17 protein-coding genes are annotated in these 20,688 nt (G+C 69.1%); 10 read left to right on the top strand and 7 right to left on the bottom strand.

Annotation, left to right across the window (positions count from 1 at the left end; all coding sequences use genetic code 11):
• Nucleotides 1–113 precede the first annotated feature (113 nt).
• The 5 genes from ACIQE0_RS33500 (at nt 114) to ACIQE0_RS33480 (ending at nt 4,817) form a co-directional block, all read left to right on the top strand.
• Complete coding sequence (locus tag ACIQE0_RS33500) at nt 114–1,361, top strand: sensor histidine kinase (protein WP_402339026.1); 1,248 nt, start codon at nt 114–116, stop codon at nt 1,359–1,361.
• Nucleotides 1,358–1,999 (top strand): response regulator transcription factor, encoded by a 642-nt coding sequence (locus tag ACIQE0_RS33495; RefSeq protein ID WP_366338604.1) that lies wholly within the window; start codon nt 1,358–1,360, stop codon nt 1,997–1,999. The genes ACIQE0_RS33500 and ACIQE0_RS33495 overlap by 4 nt, the downstream gene beginning before the upstream one ends.
• Before the next feature lie 201 nt (nt 2,000–2,200).
• Nucleotides 2,201–3,601 (top strand): UDP-N-acetylmuramate--L-alanine ligase, encoded by a 1,401-nt coding sequence (gene murC, locus ACIQE0_RS33490; RefSeq protein ID WP_402339024.1) that lies wholly within the window; start codon nt 2,201–2,203, stop codon nt 3,599–3,601.
• Nucleotides 3,602–3,616: 15 nt separating this feature from the next.
• Complete coding sequence (gene msrB, locus ACIQE0_RS33485) at nt 3,617–4,033, top strand: peptide-methionine (R)-S-oxide reductase MsrB (protein ID WP_402339022.1); 417 nt, start codon at nt 3,617–3,619, stop codon at nt 4,031–4,033.
• Between the two features lie 520 nt (nt 4,034–4,553).
• Nucleotides 4,554–4,817, top strand: coding sequence for a PLD nuclease N-terminal domain-containing protein (locus tag ACIQE0_RS33480; protein ID WP_402339020.1), 264 nt, complete (start codon nt 4,554–4,556; stop codon nt 4,815–4,817).
• A gap of 198 nt (nt 4,818–5,015) precedes the next feature.
• Here ACIQE0_RS33480 and ACIQE0_RS33475 read toward each other — a convergent pair whose 3' ends face one another.
• Together ACIQE0_RS33475 and ACIQE0_RS33470 are read right to left on the bottom strand one after the other, a co-directional pair.
• Entirely contained in the window at nt 5,016–5,666 is a 651-nt protein-coding gene (locus ACIQE0_RS33475; protein ID WP_402339018.1) for a response regulator, read from the bottom strand.
• Nucleotides 5,663–6,799: a sensor histidine kinase gene (locus ACIQE0_RS33470; protein WP_402339016.1), complete on the bottom strand. Its 1,137-nt coding sequence runs from the start codon at nt 6,797–6,799 to the stop codon at nt 5,663–5,665. Before ACIQE0_RS33470 ends, ACIQE0_RS33475 begins: the two co-directional genes overlap by 4 nt.
• Before the next feature lie 131 nt (nt 6,800–6,930).
• Here ACIQE0_RS33470 and ACIQE0_RS33465 point away from each other — a divergent pair, with 131 nt between their 5' ends.
• The 3 genes from ACIQE0_RS33465 to ACIQE0_RS33455 all read left to right on the top strand — a co-directional run bounded on the left by ACIQE0_RS33465 (nt 6,931) and on the right by ACIQE0_RS33455 (nt 10,022).
• A complete protein-coding gene (locus ACIQE0_RS33465; protein ID WP_402339014.1) occupies nt 6,931–7,650 on the top strand; it encodes a class I SAM-dependent methyltransferase in 720 nt (239 codons plus the stop codon).
• A gap of 233 nt (nt 7,651–7,883) precedes the next feature.
• Nucleotides 7,884–8,666: an ABC transporter ATP-binding protein gene (locus tag ACIQE0_RS33460; protein WP_384102024.1), complete on the top strand. Its 783-nt coding sequence runs from the start codon at nt 7,884–7,886 to the stop codon at nt 8,664–8,666.
• A 6-nt stretch (nt 8,667–8,672) separates the two neighbouring features.
• Nucleotides 8,673–10,022, top strand: a complete 1,350-nt coding sequence (locus ACIQE0_RS33455; protein WP_402339012.1) for an FtsX-like permease family protein — start codon at nt 8,673–8,675, stop codon at nt 10,020–10,022.
• Nucleotides 10,023–10,221: 199 nt separating this feature from the next.
• Here ACIQE0_RS33455 and ACIQE0_RS33450 read toward each other — a convergent pair whose 3' ends face one another.
• The 4 genes from ACIQE0_RS33450 to lanKC form a co-directional block, all read right to left on the bottom strand.
• Nucleotides 10,222–12,078, bottom strand: a complete 1,857-nt coding sequence (locus ACIQE0_RS33450; RefSeq protein ID WP_402339010.1) for an ABC transporter ATP-binding protein — start codon at nt 12,076–12,078, stop codon at nt 10,222–10,224.
• A gap of 102 nt (nt 12,079–12,180) precedes the next feature.
• A complete protein-coding gene (locus ACIQE0_RS33445) occupies nt 12,181–12,297 on the bottom strand; it encodes a class III lanthipeptide (RefSeq protein ID WP_366338624.1) in 117 nt (38 codons plus the stop codon).
• A 35-nt stretch (nt 12,298–12,332) separates the two neighbouring features.
• Nucleotides 12,333–12,449, bottom strand: a complete 117-nt coding sequence (locus ACIQE0_RS33440; protein ID WP_366338626.1) for a class III lanthipeptide — start codon at nt 12,447–12,449, stop codon at nt 12,333–12,335.
• 59 nt (nt 12,450–12,508) lie between these two features.
• A complete protein-coding gene (lanKC, locus tag ACIQE0_RS33435) occupies nt 12,509–15,127 on the bottom strand; it encodes a class III lanthionine synthetase LanKC (RefSeq protein WP_402339007.1) in 2,619 nt (872 codons plus the stop codon).
• Nucleotides 15,128–15,642: 515 nt separating this feature from the next.
• Here lanKC and ACIQE0_RS33430 point away from each other — a divergent pair.
• Entirely contained in the window at nt 15,643–16,905 is a 1,263-nt protein-coding gene (locus ACIQE0_RS33430; protein ID WP_402339005.1) for a sensor histidine kinase, read from the top strand.
• On the opposite strand, the gene ACIQE0_RS33425 is transcribed toward ACIQE0_RS33430, so the two are convergent.
• A complete protein-coding gene (locus ACIQE0_RS33425) occupies nt 16,846–17,448 on the bottom strand; it encodes a DNA-binding response regulator (RefSeq protein ID WP_402339003.1) in 603 nt (200 codons plus the stop codon). The genes ACIQE0_RS33430 and ACIQE0_RS33425 overlap by 60 nt on opposite strands.
• 893 nt (nt 17,449–18,341) lie before the next feature.
• On the opposite strand from ACIQE0_RS33425, the gene ACIQE0_RS33420 reads away from it, so the two are divergent.
• Complete coding sequence (locus ACIQE0_RS33420; RefSeq protein WP_402339001.1) at nt 18,342–20,018, top strand: SWIM zinc finger domain-containing protein; 1,677 nt, start codon at nt 18,342–18,344, stop codon at nt 20,016–20,018.
• Nucleotides 20,019–20,688 lie beyond the last annotated feature (670 nt).

The raw sequence follows: 20,688 nt of genomic DNA, 5'->3' as shown, positions 1-20,688 counted from the left end.
CGGGAGTGGTTCACGGCAGCCGAAAGATGCGCTCCGGCCTCCACCTTCGGCTGCCCGCGCTCCACCTTTCGATTGATGCCCGGGCCCCCGCCGGCCCGTAGCCTGAGGAGGCTGTGACCGAACAAGCCAGGACCGACCACTCCCTCACCCCCGTACTGCGCGTGCTGCGCCTGTGCCTCCATCTGATGGTGGCCGCACTGCTCGCGCTCGCCGCCGTACGCGCCCTCGCCGACGGCGCGCCCGCCGCCCCGGCCGTGCTCGCCACCGCGGCGGTCCTCCTGGCGCTCTACGTCCTGGGGCCCTCGCTGCCCCGGGTGCGCAGCTCCTCGCGCGCCGCGGCCCTCTGGCTCGCGGCCGTGGCCGCGGTCTGGCTGGTGCTGCTGGCGCTCACCCCGGACGGTGTCTGGCTGGCCTTCCCGCTCTTCTTCGTCGAACTGCATCTGCTGCCGCCCCGTTGGGCGCTGCCCGCCGTCGTGGCCAGTACGGTCGCCGCCATCGCCGGGTTCGGCTGGCACACCCACACCCTCAGTGTCGGCACGGTCATCGGCCCCGCCCTGGGCGCCGCGGTCGCGGTCGCCGTCGTCTTCGGCTACCAGGCCCTCTACCAGGAGAGCGAGCAGCGCCGCCGCCTCATAGAGGAGCTCACCGAGGCCCGCAGTGAACTGGCCGCCGCGGAACGGGCCGCCGGCGTCCTCGCCGAACGGGAGCGGCTGGCCCGCGAGATCCACGACACCCTCGCCCAGGGCCTCTCCAGCATCCAGCTGCTGCTCCGGGCCGCCGAGCGCGCCGTACCGGAGCGTCCGGAGACCGCCCTCGGCCACATCCGGCAGGCCCGCACCGCGGCCGTCGACAACCTCGCCGAGGCGCGCCGCTTCGTCCGCGCCCTCAGCCCGCCCGACCTGGAGGCCGGCTCGCTGCCGGCCGCTCTGGAGCGGCTGTGCGCCGCCACCGCCCGCAGCTCCGGGCTCGCGGTGCACTGCCAGGTCTCCGGCGTCCCCGCCGCGCTGCCCACCCCGCACGAGGTCGCCCTGCTGCGCATCGCCCAGTCCGCGCTCGCCAACACCGTCCAGCACGCCGCCGCCGACCGCGTCGAGCTGACCCTCAGCTACATGGACACCGAGGTCGCCCTGGACGTCGTCGACGACGGCAGCGGGTTCGTGCCCGCCCAGGTGCCGCCGCCGGGCTCCGCGGCGGCCGGCGGCTCCGGCTTCGGACTGGCCGCGATGCGCGCCCGGGCCCGCGCCCTCCACGGCACCCTCGCCGTCGAGTCCGCCCCCGGGGAGGGCACCGCCCTCGCCGTCACCCTGCCCCTCCCCGACCCGTCCGCCGTCCCCGAGACCGCCCAGGGGGCCGCCCCGTGACCGCACCCGCCACGCCCGTCCGGCTGCTGCTCGCCGACGACCACCCCGTCGTACGGGCCGGGCTCCGCGCCGTCCTGGAGACCGAGCCGGACTTCGAGATCGCCGCCGACGTCCCGACCTGTGAGGAGGCCGTGGAACTGGCGGCCCAGTTGGACGTCGACGTGGTCCTCATGGACCTCCAGTTCGGCGGCCGGATGCTGGGGTCCCGGGCCACCGCGGAGATCACCGCCCGCCCAGGGGCGCCCCGCGTACTGATCCTCACCACCTACGACAGCGACGCCGACATCCTCGCCGCCATCGAGGCCGGCGCCACCGGCTACCTCCTCAAAGACGCCCCGCCCGAGGAACTGGCCGCCGCGGTGCGGACCGCCGCGGCCGGCAAGTCCGCGCTCGCCCCCACCGTCGCGCTCCGCCTGATGGACCGGATGCGGACGCCCGCCACCGCCCTCTCCCGACGCGAGACCGAGGTCCTCCAGCTCGTCGCCGACGGCCTGTCCAACGCGGCGATCAGCAAGCAGCTCTTCCTCAGCCAGGCGACCGTGAAGTCCCACCTCGTGCACATCTACGCCAAGCTGGGCGTCGACTCCCGTACCGCGGCGGTCGCCGCCGCCACCACCCAGGGCCTGATCCGCCGCTGAGCGCCCCGGGCCGACGGCCGTGGCAGGCCCCGCCGCGGGGTCGCGGACCGGCGCTGTCGGTGCCGGGTGCGAGAATCGTCCGCAGCGTGCGAACCTTTCGCACCGCGAGACGACGTCTCGGCCGCACGACACCGCACGACACCGCACGACGCACGACCGCACCACCCGCACGCCACGCTCGACGATCAGGGAGACGCACCCATGGCACCCGCCATCCCAGCCTCGATGGAACGGCCGCACTTCATCGGCATCGGCGGCGCCGGCATGTCGGGCATCGCCAAGATCCTCGCGCAGCGCGGTGCCGAGGTGGCGGGCAGCGACGCCAAGGACTCCGCGACCGCCCAGGCCCTGCGCGACCTCGGCGCCACCGTCCACATCGGGCACGCCACCGAGCACCTGGCGGCGGACGCCACCAGCGTCGTGGTCTCCTCCGCGATCCGCGCCGACAACCCCGAGCTGGCCGCCGCCGAGCAGCGCGGCATCCCCGTCGTCCACCGCTCCGACGCCCTCGCCGCCCTCATGGACGGCCTGCGCCCGATCGCGGTCGCCGGCACGCACGGCAAGACCACCACCACGTCGATGCTCGCCGTCTCCCTCGGCGCCCTCGGCCTCAAGCCGTCGTACGCCATCGGCGGCGACCTCGACGCCCCCGGTTCCAACGCCGAGCACGGCAGCGGCCAGATCTTCGTCGCCGAGGCCGACGAGAGCGACCGCAGCTTCCACAAGTACGCTCCCGAGGTCGCCATCATCCTCAACGTGGAGCTGGACCACCACGCCAACTACGCCTCGATGGACGAGATCTACGCCTCCTTCGAGACCTTCGTCGGCCGCATCCGCCCCGGCGGCACCCTGGTCGTCTCCGCCGACCACCCCGGCGCCCGCGAGCTCACCTCCCGGCTCGGCCGCGACGACATCGAGGTCGTCACCTACGGCGAGTCCAAGGACGCCGACGTCCGCGTCCTCCAGGTCACCCCGCACGGCCTGGCCAGCGACGTCACCGTGACCCTCACCAGCGGCAAGATCCTCACCTTCACCGTCTCCGTCCCCGGCCGGCACTACGCCCACAACGCCGTCGCCGCGCTGGCCGCCGGAGTCGCCCTCGACCTCCCGCCGCACCAGCTCGCCGACGCCCTCGGCAAGTACACCGGCGTCAAGCGCCGCCTCCAGCTCAAGGGCGAGGCCGCCGGCGTCCAGGTCATCGACTCCTACGCCCACCACCCCACCGAGATGACCGCCGACCTGGAGGCCATCCGCGGCGCCATCGAGGAGACCGGCGGCCGCATCCTCGTGGTCTTCCAGCCGCACCTGTACTCCCGCACCCAGGAGCTGGGCACCGAGATGGGCCAGGCCCTCGCCCTGGCCGACGCCTCCGTCGTCCTGGACATCTACCCGGCCCGCGAGGACCCGATCCCCGGCATCACCAGCGCCCTGATCACCGACTCCGCGCTGGCCGCCGGCGCCCAGGCCACCCCCGAGGCCGACAAGGGCGCGATCCCGGACCTCATCGCCGGAATGACCCGGCCCGGCGACCTTGTTCTCACCATGGGCGCGGGCGACGTGACCGACCTCGGCCCCGCCATCCTGTCCCGCCTGGGCGCATGAGCTGAGGAGCCCCCGATGACGTACGAGATCGACAAGCCCGACGAGCAGTGGCGCGCCGAGCTGACCCCGGCCGAGTACCACGTCCTCCGCCAGGGCGGCACCGAGCCCGCCTTCGTCGGCGAGTACACCGACACCAAGACCACCGGCGTCTACTCCTGCCGCGCCTGCGGCGCCGAACTCTTCCGCTCGGACACCAAGTTCGAGAGCCACTGCGGCTGGCCGTCCTTCTACGACCCCAAGGACACCACCGCCGTCGAGCTCCTGGAGGACCGCAGCCACGGCATGCTCCGCACCGAGGTCCGCTGCGCCACGTGCGGCTCCCACCTCGGCCACGTCTTCGAGGGTGAGGGTTACCCGACCCCGACGGACCAGCGGTACTGCATCAACTCGATCTCACTGCGGCTGACTTCGACCACTCCCGACAAGGCGTGAGCGGCGGGGCGCAGAGCCCTTACGAACGCGACGACTTGCGGAGTTGCCGAGTCGCGCTTCGACGCGTGATGCCCGCCGAGGCATCGGCGTAGCGACCTGGCCAACGGGGTCGGCCCTGACCGGGGCCGGCCCCGTTGCCGTACCGGGTGTCGGATTCGTGCTGGATCTCCTGACCTCCGTCACCTGTCGTTGCGGTGGGGGAGTGCGCATGGTGCGTTTGGTTGCAGTGGTGAGCCCGGGTCTCGTCTGGTGGTCCGGAGCGTCTGGCCAGCCGCGCGAGGACGAGGGCCTGGTGGGGGACGAGGGCGCCGTGTACCCCTTGAGTAGGACGTCCGTGCCACCTGGGGCTTACGGTCACCTCGTGCTGGGGGCGAACGTTTCCGGGGCGACACCGGCATAGATTTCTGGTGTGCCCGCCGCTCAGGTGGCCTCACCTGAAGGCCACGGACCGGAGCGGGGGCCGGCGGCGCCCGGGCGCCGCACATCCGCTCTTTCCCCCCACGAAGGTGGTCTTCTCGTCATGCACGTCGTTCTCGCCGGTCAGCAGAGCTTCCTGGGTCTGTCCGAGAGTGCCGTGGGCTATACGGGCCTCGTCGTCCTGTTCGCGGCGGTGGTCGCGTTCGTCGCGCTGTTCGTCGGTGCGCTGGTCAGCATCCTGAAGGCGCGGATGGACGGCGGGATGAAGCTGGTGTGGGTGGTGTTCGCCTTCATCGCGCCCATCCTGGGCAGCCTGCTCTGGTTCCTCATCGGCCGGCGCCACCTCACCACGTACCGAAGCGCCTGAATCCGGACACGGTGAAGCGGCGGCGCTGAGGGCTGCCCCGGAGTGGGGACGGCATCAGGTGCCGCCCGGAGGGATCGCTGCTTGCGGGGGATGCCGCCCACGTGCACCCCCGGCCGGGGCATACGGCGCCGACGTCGGCATACCGGACGCGCATGACCACGTACCGAGGCGCCCCCACAACGGTCGTTCGACGTGCCCTCAGTGCGTCAGGCCGGCGTCCCTGGCGCACAGGGCCGCCTGTACCCGGTTGTCCACCTCGAGGGCGGACAGGATACGGCTGACGTGTGCCTTCACCGTGCTCTCCCGCATGCCCAGCCCGGTGGCGATCTCGGCGTTGGACGCACCGCCGGCCAGGAGCCTGAGCACATCGGTCTCGCGCGGTGTCAGACGCCCCACCCGGGTCTGGGCGGCTGCCGAGGCGCCGCGCGCGGTGTGGTGATGGCGCTCGATGAGCCGTCGGGCGGCATGGGGGTGGAGCATCGCCTGCCCGTCGGCGACGACCTCGACGGCTCGGATGATCTCCGCGGGGTCGGTGTCCTTCAGCAGGAAGCCGACGGCGCCGGCGGCCAGTCCGTCGTAGACGTACTGGTCCAGGTCGAAGGTCGTGAGCAACACGACCTTGGGCGGCTCGGGCAGTGCGGTGAGCTGTCTGGTGGCTTCGATGCCGTCCATGCGGGGCATCCGCACATCCATGAGCACGACGTCCAGGCATTGCGCGGTGGCCCGTCGGACGGCCTCCCGGCCGTCGGATGCCTGTGCGGCGACGGTGATGCCGGGGGCGTCCTGAAGAATGTCGGCGAGCGCCAGCCTCACCAGGCCGTCGTCGTCGACGATCATTGTCCGGATCACGCCGCCCCCCTGCTGCGTCGGTCGTCGAGTGGGATGGTGGCAGCCACCTGCCAGCCTCCTGATCCCGTAGGTCCGTACTCCAGTTGCCCGTTGAGGGCGGTCACTCGCTCGGCCAGGCCGACCAGGCCGTAGCCGGAGCCTTCGGCCGCGGCCTCGGACGAGGCGCCGGCCGGGTTGCGGATCACCACCGTGGACTGCGGCGGGCCGTAGCGCACCTCGAGCCGCGCGGTCGCTCCGGCGGCGTGCTTACGGGCGTTGGTCAAGGCTTCTTGGGCAAGTCTGTGGATGGCGAGGCGATGGCTGGCCGGTACGCGGTCGGGGTTGCCCTCGACGACCGCGTCGATCTGCTGTCCGGCCGCGCGGGCCTCGTCGATCACTGTGGAGAGTTCCGGAAGGCCGGGTACGCGTGAGCCCGTGGTCTCCCCGCTGTCGTGGCCACGCAGCACGCCCAGTACGTCCCGCAGGTCGCCGAGCGCGTCGGTGGACGCGGTGCGCAGCAGGCCGATCCTGGTCGCCACCGGCTCCGGGAGGTCGGCGGCGCGCTGTTTGAGGGCGCCGGTGTGCAGGGCGATGACGGTGAGCCGGTGGGCGAGGACGTCGTGCATCTCGGCGGCGATCCGGGTGCGCTCCTCCAACCGGGCCTGTTCGGCGCGGAGTTCACGCTCCATCCGGAGGCGGTTGACCTGTTCGGCGAGCGAGGCGACGTGCCGGCGGCGGTTGCCCGTCCACAGTCCGATGGCCGTCGCGAGCAGCAGCACCGCCAGCGGCCCGTATTTCCGGGTCATCCACAGGTTGGATCCCGGATGCGCCAGCGAACTTCCGATCATCGCGACCACCACGCACAGCCCCTCGAAGAGGAACCGGCCCTGGGAGACGCGGTAGAAGAACACGACCAGCAGCGGAAAGAACAACCCCAGCAGCAACGCGCCCACCATGGTGCCGAGCAGGGCGCACACCGGCCAACGGCGCCGCAGCAGGACCGCGGCGGTCAACGCCACGGCCGCCGCGACCTGGGGGCTGAGCAGCGTGGACCCCGCGCCTACGTAGGCCTGTTGCACCGTTCCCACGCCGACGACGCAGAGCACCAGTGCCTCGGCCCACCACGGCCAGGCTCGGCCCGCCACCTTGTTCACCAGGTCAGTGTAGGTATGCAATATCCTTGCCACATCGACTAGTTGGCGGTCATCACCCTCTACTTTCGTACGGGGTGGCCGCGGCGGAACGGCCGATGGAAAAGGTTCGGCCGCCGCCTACCGTCGTGAGCATGAACCAGACACCGGTTACGGTCACAACCGCGTCCTCGGTCACCGTCCCGACCGGCACTCGGCGTCATGACGGCGCTGCCGCGTTCCTCCGGGAGGCCGTCCGCTCCATGCCCGCCACCGGCGCGGTCGCGCCGAGCGGCTCGCCCCTCGCCCGGAGGCTCGCCGCGCCGTTGCCCGCCCCCGGCGGCCGCAGCCCACTGCGCGTCCTGGAGGTGGGCGCGGGGACCGGCACCGTCACCCGCGCCCTGGCCGAACGTATCGGGCCGGGCGACCGGCTGGACGCCGTCGAGATCAACCCCCGGTTCGTGCGCATGCTGACCGGGGCGCTGCGGACGGACCCGGCGCTGGCCGCAGCGGCCGAGCAGATCCGGATCGTCCCGGAGTCGATCTGCCACACGCCGCTGCCCGAGAGCAGCTACGACGTGATCGTCTCCTGTCTGCCGTTCACGAACTTCGCCCCCGACACGGTGCGTTCCCTGATGGAGCGGTATATGGCCGCTCTGGTCCCCGGTGGGCATCTGACCTTCTTCGGCTATCTCGGCACGCTCGCCCTGCGGACCCTGTTCGCCGACCGGACCGATACCGCCCGGCACCGCGCGGTGGCGGCCGTACTGGCCGAGTTCTCCGCCCGTTACGGCAGCGGCGACGGCCGCAGCGTCGTCTGGCACAACCTGCCGCCCGCCCGGGTCTCGCACCTGAGGGCGCCCGGCGGTGGATAGGCGTCGCGGCCCCGGATTCCTCCGGCCGGCGATGACGGGGCGTCCGGCGACCTGCTGCCGACCGTGTCGGCACCCGGCGTATACCGCGTGATCACCGTGCTGCGGCGCTGGATTGGGGCGGTGCCGGCCACGCGCGCCCGAATCAGGCCCTTGAATCAAGGGGAGTTCTTTCCCCTCCGCGGTATTCCGCCGCGTCCACTGAAAATGATCTCCGTCCGGAATTGAATAGGATCATGAAGAAAACGCCTCCGCCCTCCCTCGCCTACCGACCCGTCACGGACGAACACCTGGCCGTCCGGCTGCGCTCCGTGCGCAAGGTGCACGGTAAGGGGGCGGGTTCGGTGACGGCCCTGCACGATATCGACCACGGCTTCCCGGCCGGCACCTTTACCGCGGTGATGGGGCCGTCGGGGTCGGGCAAGTCGACGTTGCTGCACTGCGCAGCCGGGCTGGAGCACCCCACCACAGGCACCGTCGTCCTGGGCGGCCGGGATTTAGGCGAGCTGTCCGAGCGGCAGTTGACGCTGCTGCGCCGGGACCGTGTCGGCTTCGTCTTCCAGGACTTCCACCTCATCCCCGCGCTGAGCGTCGCCGCCAACGTGGAGTTGCCGCTGCGCCTGGCCGGCCGCCGCCCCGACACACACCGCCTGGACGATCTCTTGACGCGCGTGGGGCTGAACGACCGCCGCCGCCACCGTCCCGCACAGCTCTCAGGAGGCCAACGGCAGCGCGTCGCGCTGGCCCGGGCGCTGATCACCCGGCCCGAGGTGGTCTTCGCGGACGAACCGACCGGTGCGCTGGACAGGGCCTCCGGCCGCGAGGTGCTGGCCTTGCTCCGCGGGGCCGTCGACGACCTGGGGGCCACCGTCATCATGGTCACCCATGACCCGCAGGCGGCAGCCTGGGCCGATGACGTACTGCTGCTCGCCGACGGACGGCTGGTCGACCGGCTGGCCGGGCCCGAGGACACCACGGCCGAGACGATTGCGGCTCGCCTGGCCGCCCTGGAGGTGTGAACAGCCATGCTCTCTCTCGTCCTTGCCTCCGTCCGTACCCGCCTGGGGCAGTACGTGGGTGTACTCCTCGTCTCCGCCATGAGCGCGGGTCTGCTGACCCTGCTGGCCTCCGTCCTGGACAGCGTCCACCAAGCCGACCCGGGCCACCGCGCCGAGCGTTCGGCACAATCGCTGCTCGGCCTGGTCGGAGGCACCTCCGGCTTCGCCGCCCTGCTCCTCGTCTCCAACACCTTGACCCTGGTCGCCCAGCAGCGGCGGACGGAGATCGGAGCGCTGCGGGTCGTCGGAGCGAGCACGACGCAGATCCGGATCCAGATCGTGAGCGAGGCCGCGGTGGTCGCCGCGCTGGGCGGCGTGGCGGGGGCCGCCGGCGGGACGGTCGCCCTCGGCCCCGTACTGGACTGGCTCATCGGCCACCACGTGCTTCCGAGCGGACCTCGACCCGACTTCTCGCCCCTCGGCTTTGCCGTCGGGCTGCTCTCCACCGTCGTGATCGCCGTCCCGGCGGCGCTGGCGGCAGTCCGCGGCCCGTTGCGCACGTCCGCGGTCGCCGCCCTCCGGGAAGCCGTGGTCGAGCGCCGCGCGCTGCCCACCGGGCGGGCGATCGGGGCGGTGGTCATGCTGCTCCTGGCCTGGGCGGTCTGGGAGCGTTACGCACGCAAGAGCGGGGCACACGAAGCAGTCAACGGCTCGATGGCGCTGTGCATGATGCTGCTCATCGCCGCGTGGCTGCTGCTTCCGCTCGTCGTGCGTCCGGCGGCGGCGCTCAGCGCCCTGCCCGGACGGCTGCTGTCCCGTTGCACGGGGCGTCTTGCGGCAGCGAACAGCGCGGCGGCGGGACGACGGGTGGCGGCCATGGCAGGTCCGGTGCTGCTGGCGGCCGGGCTCAGCACCATGCTGTGGTGTGGCAACGCCGTGTCGCAGGCGACCGCCACCGCGCATAACGCGCTCCAGCAGGAGAACAACGCCGTCGGTCTGCGCATCCTCATGACACCTTTGATCGTGTGCGCGGCCCTGGGCATCCTCAACACCCTGTTGCTGGCCACCCGGCAGCGCCGCCAGGAGTTCGCGGCGCTGCGGCTGGCCGGGAGCACGCGAGCCCAGCTGCTGCGCATGCTGGGCTGGGAGTCCGTCGCCGTGGTACTGAGCGGGTTGATGACAGCCGGCTTGGTCAACTGGGTCTTTCTGGCCGGACTGTCGTCCCGTATTGCGCCGTACCTCACGGACATGACTGCCGTGCTGCCCTGGGCCGATATGGCGAAAATCGCCGTGGGGTGTGCGGGACTGGGCGCACTCGGCGTGCTTGTCCCGGGCGTTCTGGTACTTCGCGTGAACGCCGTCCACGCGGTGGAATAGCGGTCGCCGCGCGGGTATCGCTCTTCGCACTCGCAGGCGGTCCGAACCTCTTTCGCCCCGAACTCCCCGGTGGTGACCGGACGTTCCTGCCGGCCGACCTCACTTTCGACCGCGAAATGCATCGGGAACAACTTCGACAAACCGGGATTGCGCGCGAGGAACACGGACCGTCGACGCGTGCCGGCTGTTCCGGCCCGAATCAGGTGGTGATGCCGACCGCGCGGCCGTGTCCGACCGCCCCGTCACCGAACTGGGTGCGGTAGAGCGAGGCATAGAGCCCGTCGGCCGCCAGCAGCTCCTCGTGCGTGCCGCTCTCCGCCACGCCGCCGTCGCGCAGCACGACGATGCGATCGGCTCCCCGCACGGTGGACAGGCGGTGGGCCACGATCAGTGCCGTACGGCCGTGCAGGGCTCGCGCCAGCGCCTGCTGGACCTTTTCTTCCGACTCCGAGTCGAGATGCGCGGTGGCTTCGTCGAGCAGCACGATCCTCGGATTCTTGAGCAACAGCCGGGCGATGGCCAGCCGTTGCCGCTCACCGCCCGAGAGGTGATGCCCGCCGTCACCGACCACGGTGTCCAAGCCCTTGGGCATGCGCTGCACGGTGTCCCAGACCATGGCCTCCCGGCATGCGCTCTCACATGCTTCATCGGTGGCGTCGGGACGCGCGTAGGTGAGGTTGGCCCGCAGCGTGTCATGAAAGAAGTGGCTGTCCTGGGCCACCACGCCAACGGCATCCCGTATGGACTCCTGGGCGACGGTGCGCAGGTCGTGGCGGCCGATCCGAACCGTGCCGCTCACCGGGTCGTACAGCCGGCACACGAGATTGACCAGGGTCGATTTGCCGGCACCCGACGGGCCGACCACGGCGAGAGTCCGCCCGGCCTCGACATGCAGATCCAGGCCTCGGAGAATGTCCTGTTCTTTTCCGCTGGTCGGTGCCTCCTCCTCAAGCGTGACGAGGCTGGAACCCGACGGCGTCCGATGGCGGAAGCGGACGTTCTCAAAAGTGATGGAGGCGCTGTCCGGGGGAAGTGCCACGGCGGTGGGAATGTCCTGGATATCGGGCACAAGGTCCAGAACCTCAAAGATGCGCTCGAAGCTGACGACCGCAGCGGTGACTTCGGCACGCGTGGAGGAGAGCGAGGTGATGGGGCCGTAGAGGCGAGCCATCAGGGTGACCATGGCCATGAGGGTGCCGACGGTGATGCCGCCGTCGACGGCCAAGAGCCCACCTGCCAGATAGGCCGCGGCAGTTCCCATGGTCGCGAGCCAGGAGACGGTGAGCGCCAGCATGGCATTGGTGACGGTCAACTGAATGCCGGCGTCGCGGAGCCGTCTGCCACGCCCCTCGAAATGCTGGATCTCAGCCTCGGGCCGACCGTAGAGCCGGGCGAGCACCGCCCCTTGGCTGCTGAACCGCTCGGTCATGAAGCTCACGAGTGCGGCGTTGTCGGTCAGTTGCCGCCGATTCAGCTTGCGCAGCCGCCTGTTGAGAACCCGAGCCGGCAACAGGCATGCGGGCACCAGTACGGCGGCCACGATGGTGATCTGCCACGACAGGAAGACCATGGTGACTGCCACCGCGACGACCGCGACAAGGTTCGACAGCAGAGTGGACGCGGTCGTGGTGAATGCCTTTTGGGCCCCCAGGACATCGGAGTCGAGGCGAGTGACAAGGCGTCCGGTCGGCACCCTGGTGAAAAAGGAGACAGGCATGCGTTGTACCTGGGAAAAGGCACGTTTCCGCAGATCCAGGGTCATGCCCTCACCGATGCCAACGGCCAGACGCCGCTCGAAATACGTCACCCAGGCGGCGAACGTCGCCAAGGCGACGAGCAGTACGACCAGCTCGATGACCCGGCCCTTGTCGTGACGCAACACCCCCTCGTCGACGATGCGTTGGGTGAGCAGCGACGGCAGGACTATCAGTGCCGACTCGAGCAGCACGAGGAAGAAGAAGCCTATGAGGCGGCTGCGAAAGGGCACGGCGCATTCTGCGATCCGGCGCCACGTTCCCGGAACCCGACCACTGCGCTCCTGCTGCCTGTCGTCCATGGTCTCTCCTTACGGGGGCTTCCTGAGCCGACCGCCGTGGTCGGAAACGACGTGCGGGGCGGCTTATCGCCGCCCCGCACTCATTCGACCTCAGTCGGTCATTCAGCAGAAGACGCTGATGCCGCTGGTGTCGTTGCAGTGCTCGCTGTTGCCGGAGCCCAGGGCCACGACGTCCTCGTCACGAAGCTCCAGGGACTGCAGGTCCAGAATGTTCGCCATGATGATGCTCCTTTGGATGAGTGGGGTGTGCAGGCTCAGCAGGCGATGCTGATGCCGCTGGTGTCGTTGCAGTGGACGCTATTGCCGGAGCCCAGAGCGACGATGTCCTCGTCACGAAGCTCCAGGGACTGCAGATCAAGAATGTTCGCCATGAATGACGCTCCTTGAGTGGTACGGGCCGAGGCGGCCCATGGTGGGTGTCAACCCGCCGTCAGGACTCCTGATGGGCCTGACGGAGGAATGGGAGGAAATTCGCGGTTCCGCTCAACGAGCTCTTGAGGCCGAGCAAAATACCCGCATTTCCAGTCGCGTAGTCCATCGAAATCCGCATCAGCTGGAAGCCTGGGAAGACGACGTTTCCGTGGAGCCCGAGCTGATGCCAGGAAAGTCTTTCGAGATGGCGCCGTGTGACCTGGGCCGTATCGGCATCGGTCGGACCTGTGATGTGCTGCAGGGCTGCCATCTGGCCGACGCGGCCGTTCCAGAGGGAAGGCTGCACGAAGAAGCCGCCGGCGCAGGTGTTGCGTGCGGAGGTGAGAGCGTCCAGCAACCTGTCGTCCGCACGGTGGCGCAGTAGCTCCGAGCCGACGATGGCGATTCCGGCAGCACCGGTCTCGATGTAGGGGTTGAGTCGCCATCCCTCGTCGACGTTCAAGGTGTTGAAGCTGGAAACGACGCAGCGGTCCAGGTCGAGGTGGGATGCTGTGAATGCCAGGTCCAGCCATGAGCTGTCGTTGGTGTGCTCGTACATCCGCAACATCAGCAGTGCGGGTCCTGACCAGCCGTGCATGAGGCCGGCCGGGCCCTTCGACTTGCGGACGAGACCGAGTTCCGCACCCGAGCGTGTGCCGGCGGCCCGCGGGAACGTGCCGCCGGCAATCGATTCCGCCACTCTCTTCGCCAGTTGCGTGGCGCGGCCACTCATGGCGCTGTCACCCGTGACGTCGGCGAAGTGCAGGAGATTCAGCCCTATCCCTGAGAGCCCGCCGAACAGATTCGGGTTGGTCAACTGGTCGAGCGTGGGGTCGATCCGCTCGATCAGGCGCAGAGCGTCGTCCTTGCGGCCGATTCTCTCAAGCGTGTGCGCCACTCCATGGAGACCGTCGAAGAATCCCGGTTGGTTGATGCTGCTGCGCTCGACGGCGGACAGCAACCAGTCGTCCGCCCCTTCGGGGATCTCATAGCCGCTTTCCCGCAGCGCGTACAGCACGCCTGCCGCACCGAACGCGAAGGTCTCACCCACGTGTGAGAACTGCCGTACGTCACCGGGGAAGAGACGGTCCTCCCGTTCGGGTGTCGCGCTGGTCTTGATCGCCGCTGCCATGGAGTCCAGCAGTCGCGGCCAGTCGGTGGCCTCGCCCTGGATCCGCACCGGAGGCCGGCCGATGCCCGCTTGTACCGCCTTCGTCCTGGGCACGTGCTTTCCCAACCCGGCGCGGATGGCCTCGACATACTCCGCCGGTACGGGGAAATTCTCCTCCATCGCGTCGATGAGGTCGTGGACTTTGTCCCGGTCGAGGGTGAGCATCGGCACCAGAGGCATGAAGAGCCACAGGCGCAGAATCCCCATCGCATAGCTGTCGACGCGGGTACCACGGTATTCGCGAGGTGCCGCAAAACCGGGTGCGGCCATGGCCTGTTGGAAGCCCTCGGCGTCGAAGGAGGACGTCTCGAAGTCGACGAGCACCCCCCGGCCGTCCTCAAGCACCAGAACGTTGTGCGGGTGCAGGTCGCCGTACACCACACCCCGCTCGTGGATCTCGCCGAGCAATGTCTCCACCTGCCGGCAGATGTCCACGGCCCACTGGGTGTAGGCAGCCTTCTGCTCGTCGTCGGCGTTAGCACCGAGCAGCGGATAGGTCTGAGCCTCCTTCGAACTCAGCCGCTCACCCTCGAAGTGCTCGATGGCCAAGAAGTGGTGATCCCAAGCGGTGAAGTGCTCATGGAACTGGGGTATCCCCTGTACCCCGCTGAGTTTGACCAAGGTGTCCCGCTCACGGAGAAGCCGGGTCACCGCGTCGGCTGCCTCCGCATCGAGTCCGGCATGCGGCCGGGCCTCCTTGAGGACGACCTGGAGTCCGTCGGAGAGGCGCTTGGCCACATAGATCCCGCCGCCGTTGGAGAAGTGGAGCGGCTTGAGGATGTGGTACGGGAAAGTATCGTTCGAGGCCACGGTGCGTGCCTCGATGCTCTTCTTGAGGATGCCTGGCGGGGTCACCCACTCCGGAACCTCGAAGACCGGCCGACGTATATCCGGTACGAGCTCACCGTCTGGCCTCTGCATGGCGGGGACGACGTCACCGCTCTCCAGCAGGATCTCCCGCTTGCGGAAACCTCCGTAACGCACATAGAGCGGGCCGGCTTCATAGCGTGCATCGCTGAGGATGTACGGGCCGGGCTCTCCCTCCAGGAGAGCGGAAAGACCGGTCAGTACATCGGTCAACTCCGCCTCGTTGCGAGGGTAGATCGTGATGAGCTTGCCGCTCGCACCCCGCGGAGCATACTTGCCGTTCTGCCCCAGGAAGGCGTGCCGGCTGGGCAGGAATTTGAATCCATAGCGGCGGGGGACGCAGTAGTCCCACACCGTCTCAATCATGCGTTCGGCATTCTCCGCGGTACCCGAGGCGTGTACCTTCCACCCCTGTTCCAGCATGTGCTCGCCAAGGGGGTGGAGCTCAAGCCACATGTCCCCTCTGTGCTGCCGCCACCCTTCGGGAACGGCGCGTCCGGACACTGCGAAATCGGTACCGCTGGCGCCGTTGTCGGACCGGCCAGGGGCTTCGAAGAAGACGGGGTCGGCCATGCAGTAATTCTCATAGCGCTTGTCCATCGAAATTCCCCTCTGCTGACTGCCGGTTCCCCGGACATGCTGGGCCCGTGGATCCTCCTCGACGCCCCGCGTCCTTGGTGGGTGCACCATGAACCTTGCCTGGCGGGCCGCTTCTGCACGAGAGAAGAACTCCTGAAATCCCCTGTTAATACTTCACAGTCGACCGCGGAGGTCGTGCGGGCGCCGGCGTGACCTGGGCCCTGGCGGCGGCAACTCGCGTCACAAAACCGGAATCTGGAGATCCGGCACTGGCGGCTTCGAGTCGTAAGGGCAAGCGTGGAGCATCATTCCAGCCGGGTTGGCCAGAAATAACGGGTTATGGCGCAGAGACGTGATTCCTTACCCTTGCCACCCGTCTTCGCGAGGACGTGTACGTTTTGCAGTGGAGTCGACGGCCTCGTTGAACGCGCGCCAACCGCAGGGGAGATGGCCGGTGCGCCGTCCCGGGGTCGACAGCTGTAGGGGCATCGGAAAGATGCTCATCTCGGGAGGGCTTCATAAGGGGGGAAGTGCAAGTGGAGTTCGGCACGGGGATCGGCACGCCAAGACAGGCCCAGCAACTGGCACTTGCTGTCGTTACGGTCATTTCCGCTGGGTTTCTTGTCGTGGTTCTCTTGGAGATCAGCAAAGCTCCCGCGGTTACGCCCGGCATCGTGGTCAGTGAAATCGTGGTGGCTGCTCTCGGCGGTATGCAGATATATCTCACCGCCTGTGCCCTGTGCGGACGCCAGCTACGCTGGGGTCCCTTTGTCCTGGCGGCGCAGGGTGTGCTGGCCCATCTTCCTCATCTCCTTGTCGGAGACCGATGGAGCGGCGTGCCGGGCCTGTTTGTCGGCTCCCTGCTCTTCAGCCTGCGCGGCCGGAAGATTTGGCTGCTGGCCGGCTGTGTGACCGCCTTCAACCCCGTGTTGGTGTTCGGAGTCAGCCACGACGCGCGTTCTGCTCTGGTCGGGCTGTTGGTCACCGCATTGATCGGATTGACACTGTTCGGCGCGGTGCGTCTTGCCGATCAGACCCGCGAGGCCCATGCCTTACGGATGGATCTGGCGCAGCTGGCCGTCACCCAGGAGCGGATACGGTTCGCACGCGACCTCCACGATCTGGTCGGGAACACGCTTTCCAGTGCCTCCGTCAAGGCCGAGCTGACGCACAGGTTGCTCGCTCAGGACCCACGGGCCGCCCGGGGGGAGGTCGCCGATCTCATCAAGACCGTACGGCAGGCGCACGCCGAAATACGCAAGGCCGCCCAGGGGTACCGCAGCCTCTCCCTGGAGTCGGAGCTGGTCTCGGCCCGCTCAACGCTCCAGGCTGCCGGCATAGCGCCTCACTTTTCGCACCACGGCGTCTCGCTGCCGCAGAGCTCAGGCGGCGTTCTGGCGGCGGTCCTCAGGGAGGCCGTGACCAACGTCGTGCGTCACAGCGCGGCGCGTCACTGCACCGTACGGATCACCCGGTACAAGGGCACCACCCGGCTCATTGTCGTCAATGACCGTCCCCGTCCCGCACGGGCCGTCGTGCCCCCCGAATCGAGCGGCTTGCGGAACCTCTCCGAGCGCGTCGCGGTCTTGGGGGGAACCCTGTCCGTCTCACGCCCGGCAACCACTCGGGGAGAAGAGTTCCGGTTGGAGGTCCGCCTACCGGTCAACCTTCCGACCGGACACGTGGACGGCGATGACGGCGCTTCTCCGCCCCAGCGACGCCTGCTCCCCTGGAAGGCATCAGATCCATCCCTCGTGCAGGGCAATCCGGATGGCGTCGACGCGATTTCTGGCGCCTGACTTGGTGACGACCCTCGACAAGTGGTTCCGCACGGTGCCCAGTTCCAGGTGAAGCCGTTGGGCGATTTCTTGGGGCCGCGCGCCTTCGGCCGCATGCCGGAGTACCTCGGCCTCCCGTGGGGTGAAGGGGTTGGGAGTACTGTCCAACGCTGCGGCTGCCAGCTCCGAATCAATGACCCGCTCACCCTTCGCAACCTTCCTTATGGCCACGATGAGTTGATCCAGCGGGGTGTCCTTGAGCAGGAATCCCCTGGCGTGTGCGGCCAGGGCACGTCGGATGTTTCCGGGCTGGCCCAGGCTCGTGACGATGAGACATCGGCACGACGGCAGGTGCTCGTGCAGTTGGGCCGCAGCAGTGAGTCCGTCCATGCCCGGTAAGCCGATGTCTATTAACGCGAGATCGGGTTCGGTGCGCAGTGCCGTCGGCACGATCTCGTCCCCACGCGCCACCTCCGCCACGACGTCGATGTCTGCTTCCTGGCGCAGCAGGCTCGCCAACGAGCCACGCAGGAGCTGCATATCTTCGGCCAAGAGCACTCGCATCGCGTACCTTCCCTTCGACCGCGCCCCACTGGGCACTCACCCACCTGCCGAGGCTCGAACACCTCGCGCCTGGAGCCTTCTCATCCCTACCTCTGCCAGCAGGGAGCGCCATGCCGCACCGTCCACAACGACCCTTGCTGATCGTGAGCCAAGTATGCGTGTACGCACGGGAGTTGGCAGTCGAAGTCGCGAGGACGGGTAGCGCCCAGTGGTTCGCAACGGCGATCGCCAGACGGGAGAGCTGACGAGCACCGAGGGCCGTCAAGGCGAAGGCCTCGCGCCGACCGATGAGCGCGTCGACGATCACCGGCACCGGCAGGAGCATCGAGATCACCGTCGAGTTCCTGCGCGGCACCCGCAGGGCAGATTCACCAGCCGAAGCGGCGAAGGCTGGACGATGTGCGGTGCTCGGTTCCGTAGCCCCCAATGCCACTCTCCCGTGGGCACGAGGGGCGCGTGAGCACCGGCGCGGGACACGGGCCTCCATGCACCGGCCTGACGTTGGTCAGGCCACCGCGAGCACTTCGGCGCCCGCCGCACCCTGCTCCCGTACCAGCAGCTGCGTGCTGCTGCCAGGGCCGCAGGCCGCCGGCCGGCCGAGCGCGAGAGCGCGTCGGCCTGCTGCAGGCCGACGCGGAGAGCGGCAGCAGGGCTGGTGAGGCAGCCCCATCCTGGTCGACGCCCCGCTGGGGGCGAGGAATGCTGAGAGCGCAGACAGCAGAGGGAGAACCGCTTCGCCGACCCCTCCAGTGGGCAGACCCTCCTTGCTCGGCGCACCGCGCAGTACGGACCCCGGCGACGGGGACGCTCTGGAGCTGCCGGATCAGGCTGCCCGGCAGTCATGAACTGCCAAGCGGTGTCGGACAGGACCAGAAGACAGGGCGAAAGAGACCATGCGCGACCTCACCGAATCGAACCTCAAGATGTTGGCCGGCTCCCGTTCCTTCGAGCGCGGGCGTGGATACCTGGATGCGGTGTCCGGGGTCGAGGTCGGTGACGGCTGGATCAGCGCGAGCGTCCACGGTACGGAGCGGTACGAGGTGGAGCTGTCCCTGGACGGGCCCGGCGGGCTGTCCGGCGAGTGCGACTGCCCGTTCGGCCTTGAGGGCAACTTCTGCAAGCACCTGGTCGCCCTCGGCCTGACGATGCTGGCCCGACCGGAGGGCCTGCCGCGGCAGAGGAAGGCGGCCCAGGACCGGGCGCAAGACCTCGACGGGTGGCTGTCTGCCCAGTCCAAGGACGAGTTGCTCGCTCTGCTGCGCGAACAGCTCGGCGAGGACCGGCAGTTGCGGCGTCGCCTGGAGGTACGGGCCGCGAGCGCACGCGGGGATCTCGCCGCGGTCCGGGCCCGCATCCGCGAACTGCTCGACATCGGCCCGTTCGCACAGTACGGGTACGTCGAGTACGCCGATGCCCGCGCCTACGCGGACCAGGCCGAGCAGGCGGTGTCCGCGATCGGCGCGCTCACCGGCTCCGGACGGGCAGCCGAAGCGATCCCCCTGGTGCGGGAGGCCATGAAGCTGCTGGCCCAGGCGGTGGAGAGCGTCGACGACTCCGACGGATGGCTCGGCCAGGTGGGCGACGGCCTCGCCGACGCCCACCTCGACGCGTGCCGTGCGGCGTCCCCCGATCCGGGAGAGCTCGCGCACTGGCTGGTCGGCCATGCGCTCGGCGAGTCGGGCGACGACCTCACCGACATCGATCCACTCGACTACGAGGACGTTCTCGGCACAGAGGGGATGGCCGCCCTGCGGAAGCTGGCGGTCGAGGCATGGCAGGCCAACCGCCGCGGCTGGGCGGAGAAGTACCTGATGGAACGTCTGGCCAAGGCGGGAGACGATATCGATGCGGTGATCGCCGTGCATGCGGCCGACCTCGCGCCGAACGGCCACACTCACCTCGTCATCGCCCGCGAGCTGGACACCGCCCGGCGCCGCGACGAGGCGCTGGACTGGGCGGAACGCGGTGTCCGGGAGACCCAGGACCTCGCCGCCGTCGACACCGCCCTCGTCGACTACCTCTGCGACCGCTACGTGCAGGCGGACCGGTTCGCCGACGCCGTCGCCCTGCGCCGCGACCACTTCGGCGCCCGCCGCACCCTGCTCACATACCAGCAGTTGCGCACCGCAGCCCGGGCCGCGGACTGCTGGCCGGCCGAGCGCGAGAGCGCGCTGGCCCTGCTGCGGGCTGACGCGGAGCATCGGCAACAGGGTCGGTACGGCGGCCCTGTCCTGGTTGACGCCCTACTCGACGACAAAGACATCGACGCTGCCTGGCACGCCGCCACCGAGGGCGGCGCCGATGACCGGCAGTGGCTCACCCTCGCCGACCAGGCCCGTGCCACCCGCCCTGCCGACACGCTTGCCGTCTACGTGCGCCTGGCGGAGCCGCTGACCACAAAGACCGGCAACGCGGTCTACGAGGAGCTCGTCAGCCTGCTGCTGAGCATCCGGGACTGCCACCGCCGCTTGGGAACGCCGGAGGAGTTCACCGGGTACGTGACCGCCCTGCGTACCGCTCAAAAGCGCAAGCGGAACCTGATGCGCCTGATGGACGAGCACGGACTCTGAGCCGGAGGAGGGGCGCCTGTGGTGAGCGACGGAGACCACGGCGCAGAACATGACCCAAGGGGCGGACGCGGTTCGAGCCGCCGGCGGAGCGCGTGCCCACCTTGTGGATGCTCCGATGACCAGGCGGCCCGGCGGCTTGGTGGTCCGAGACGGCTCGGACCACCGCGGATGCCCCCCGAGTCGCGCCGTACCCGTAGGATCTTGTAAACTCTTCGAGTTGTCATGGAGCCGACGGCCCCAGGCAGCCATCCCGCCGCATCGCGGCACCTCACTACTGCACGGCCCCTCAACGAGATCGAATTCCGCACGCCGAAATTCATTCCGGGCGCCTGATTAGGCGTCACCGAGGAATCCCGCTAACGTAGTGGACACCCCGCCGACGGGGAATCAGAACGAAAGAAGATCTGATAAAGTCGGAAAGGCCGAAAAGCGAAAGTGAAGCGGCCGAACCCCGCTCCAACAGGGGGCCGGAGACGGAAACGGATCTGGTACGGTTGGAACCGCGAGAAAGCTGAAAGGCCGGATCGCACCGGCGAAAATCGGGGCCGAAAGGGTCTGATAGAGTCGGAGACGCAAAGACCGAAGGGAAGCGCCCGGAGGAAGCCCGAGAGGGTGGCCGAAGGAAGCGTCCGTTCCTTGAGAACTCAACAGCGTGCCAAAAGTCAACGCC

This window comes from Streptomyces sp. NPDC093097, assembly GCF_044754325.1.
Taxonomy (GTDB): Bacteria; Actinomycetota; Actinomycetes; order Streptomycetales; family Streptomycetaceae; genus Streptomyces.
Note: the sequence above shows the minus strand (reverse complement) of the source record. Positions and strands in the feature narration are given on the sequence as shown.

Bases quoted from the DNA above. Each gene is read 5' to 3' on its own strand.
- murC (WP_402339024.1), top strand. From the start codon at position 2,201: ATGGCACCCGCCATCCCAGCCTCGATGGAACGGCCGCACTTCATCGGC.
- msrB (WP_402339022.1), top strand. From the start codon at position 3,617: ATGACGTACGAGATCGACAAGCCCGACGAGCAGTGGCGCGCCGAGCTG.
- ACIQE0_RS33480 (WP_402339020.1), top strand. From the start codon at position 4,554: ATGCACGTCGTTCTCGCCGGTCAGCAGAGCTTCCTGGGTCTGTCCGAG.
- ACIQE0_RS33465 (WP_402339014.1), top strand. From the start codon at position 6,931: ATGAACCAGACACCGGTTACGGTCACAACCGCGTCCTCGGTCACCGTC.
- ACIQE0_RS33460 (WP_384102024.1), top strand. From the start codon at position 7,884: ATGAAGAAAACGCCTCCGCCCTCCCTCGCCTACCGACCCGTCACGGAC.
- ACIQE0_RS33455 (WP_402339012.1), top strand. From the start codon at position 8,673: ATGCTCTCTCTCGTCCTTGCCTCCGTCCGTACCCGCCTGGGGCAGTAC.
- ACIQE0_RS33450 (WP_402339010.1), bottom strand. From the start codon at position 12,078: ATGGACGACAGGCAGCAGGAGCGCAGTGGTCGGGTTCCGGGAACGTGG.
- ACIQE0_RS33445 (WP_366338624.1), bottom strand. From the start codon at position 12,297: ATGGCGAACATTCTGGACCTGCAGTCCCTGGAGCTTCGTGACGAGGAC.
- ACIQE0_RS33440 (WP_366338626.1), bottom strand. From the start codon at position 12,449: ATGGCGAACATTCTTGATCTGCAGTCCCTGGAGCTTCGTGACGAGGAC.
- lanKC (WP_402339007.1), bottom strand. From the start codon at position 15,127: ATGGACAAGCGCTATGAGAATTACTGCATGGCCGACCCCGTCTTCTTC.
- ACIQE0_RS33425 (WP_402339003.1), bottom strand. From the start codon at position 17,448: ATGCGAGTGCTCTTGGCCGAAGATATGCAGCTCCTGCGTGGCTCGTTG.
- ACIQE0_RS33420 (WP_402339001.1), top strand. From the start codon at position 18,342: ATGCGCGACCTCACCGAATCGAACCTCAAGATGTTGGCCGGCTCCCGT.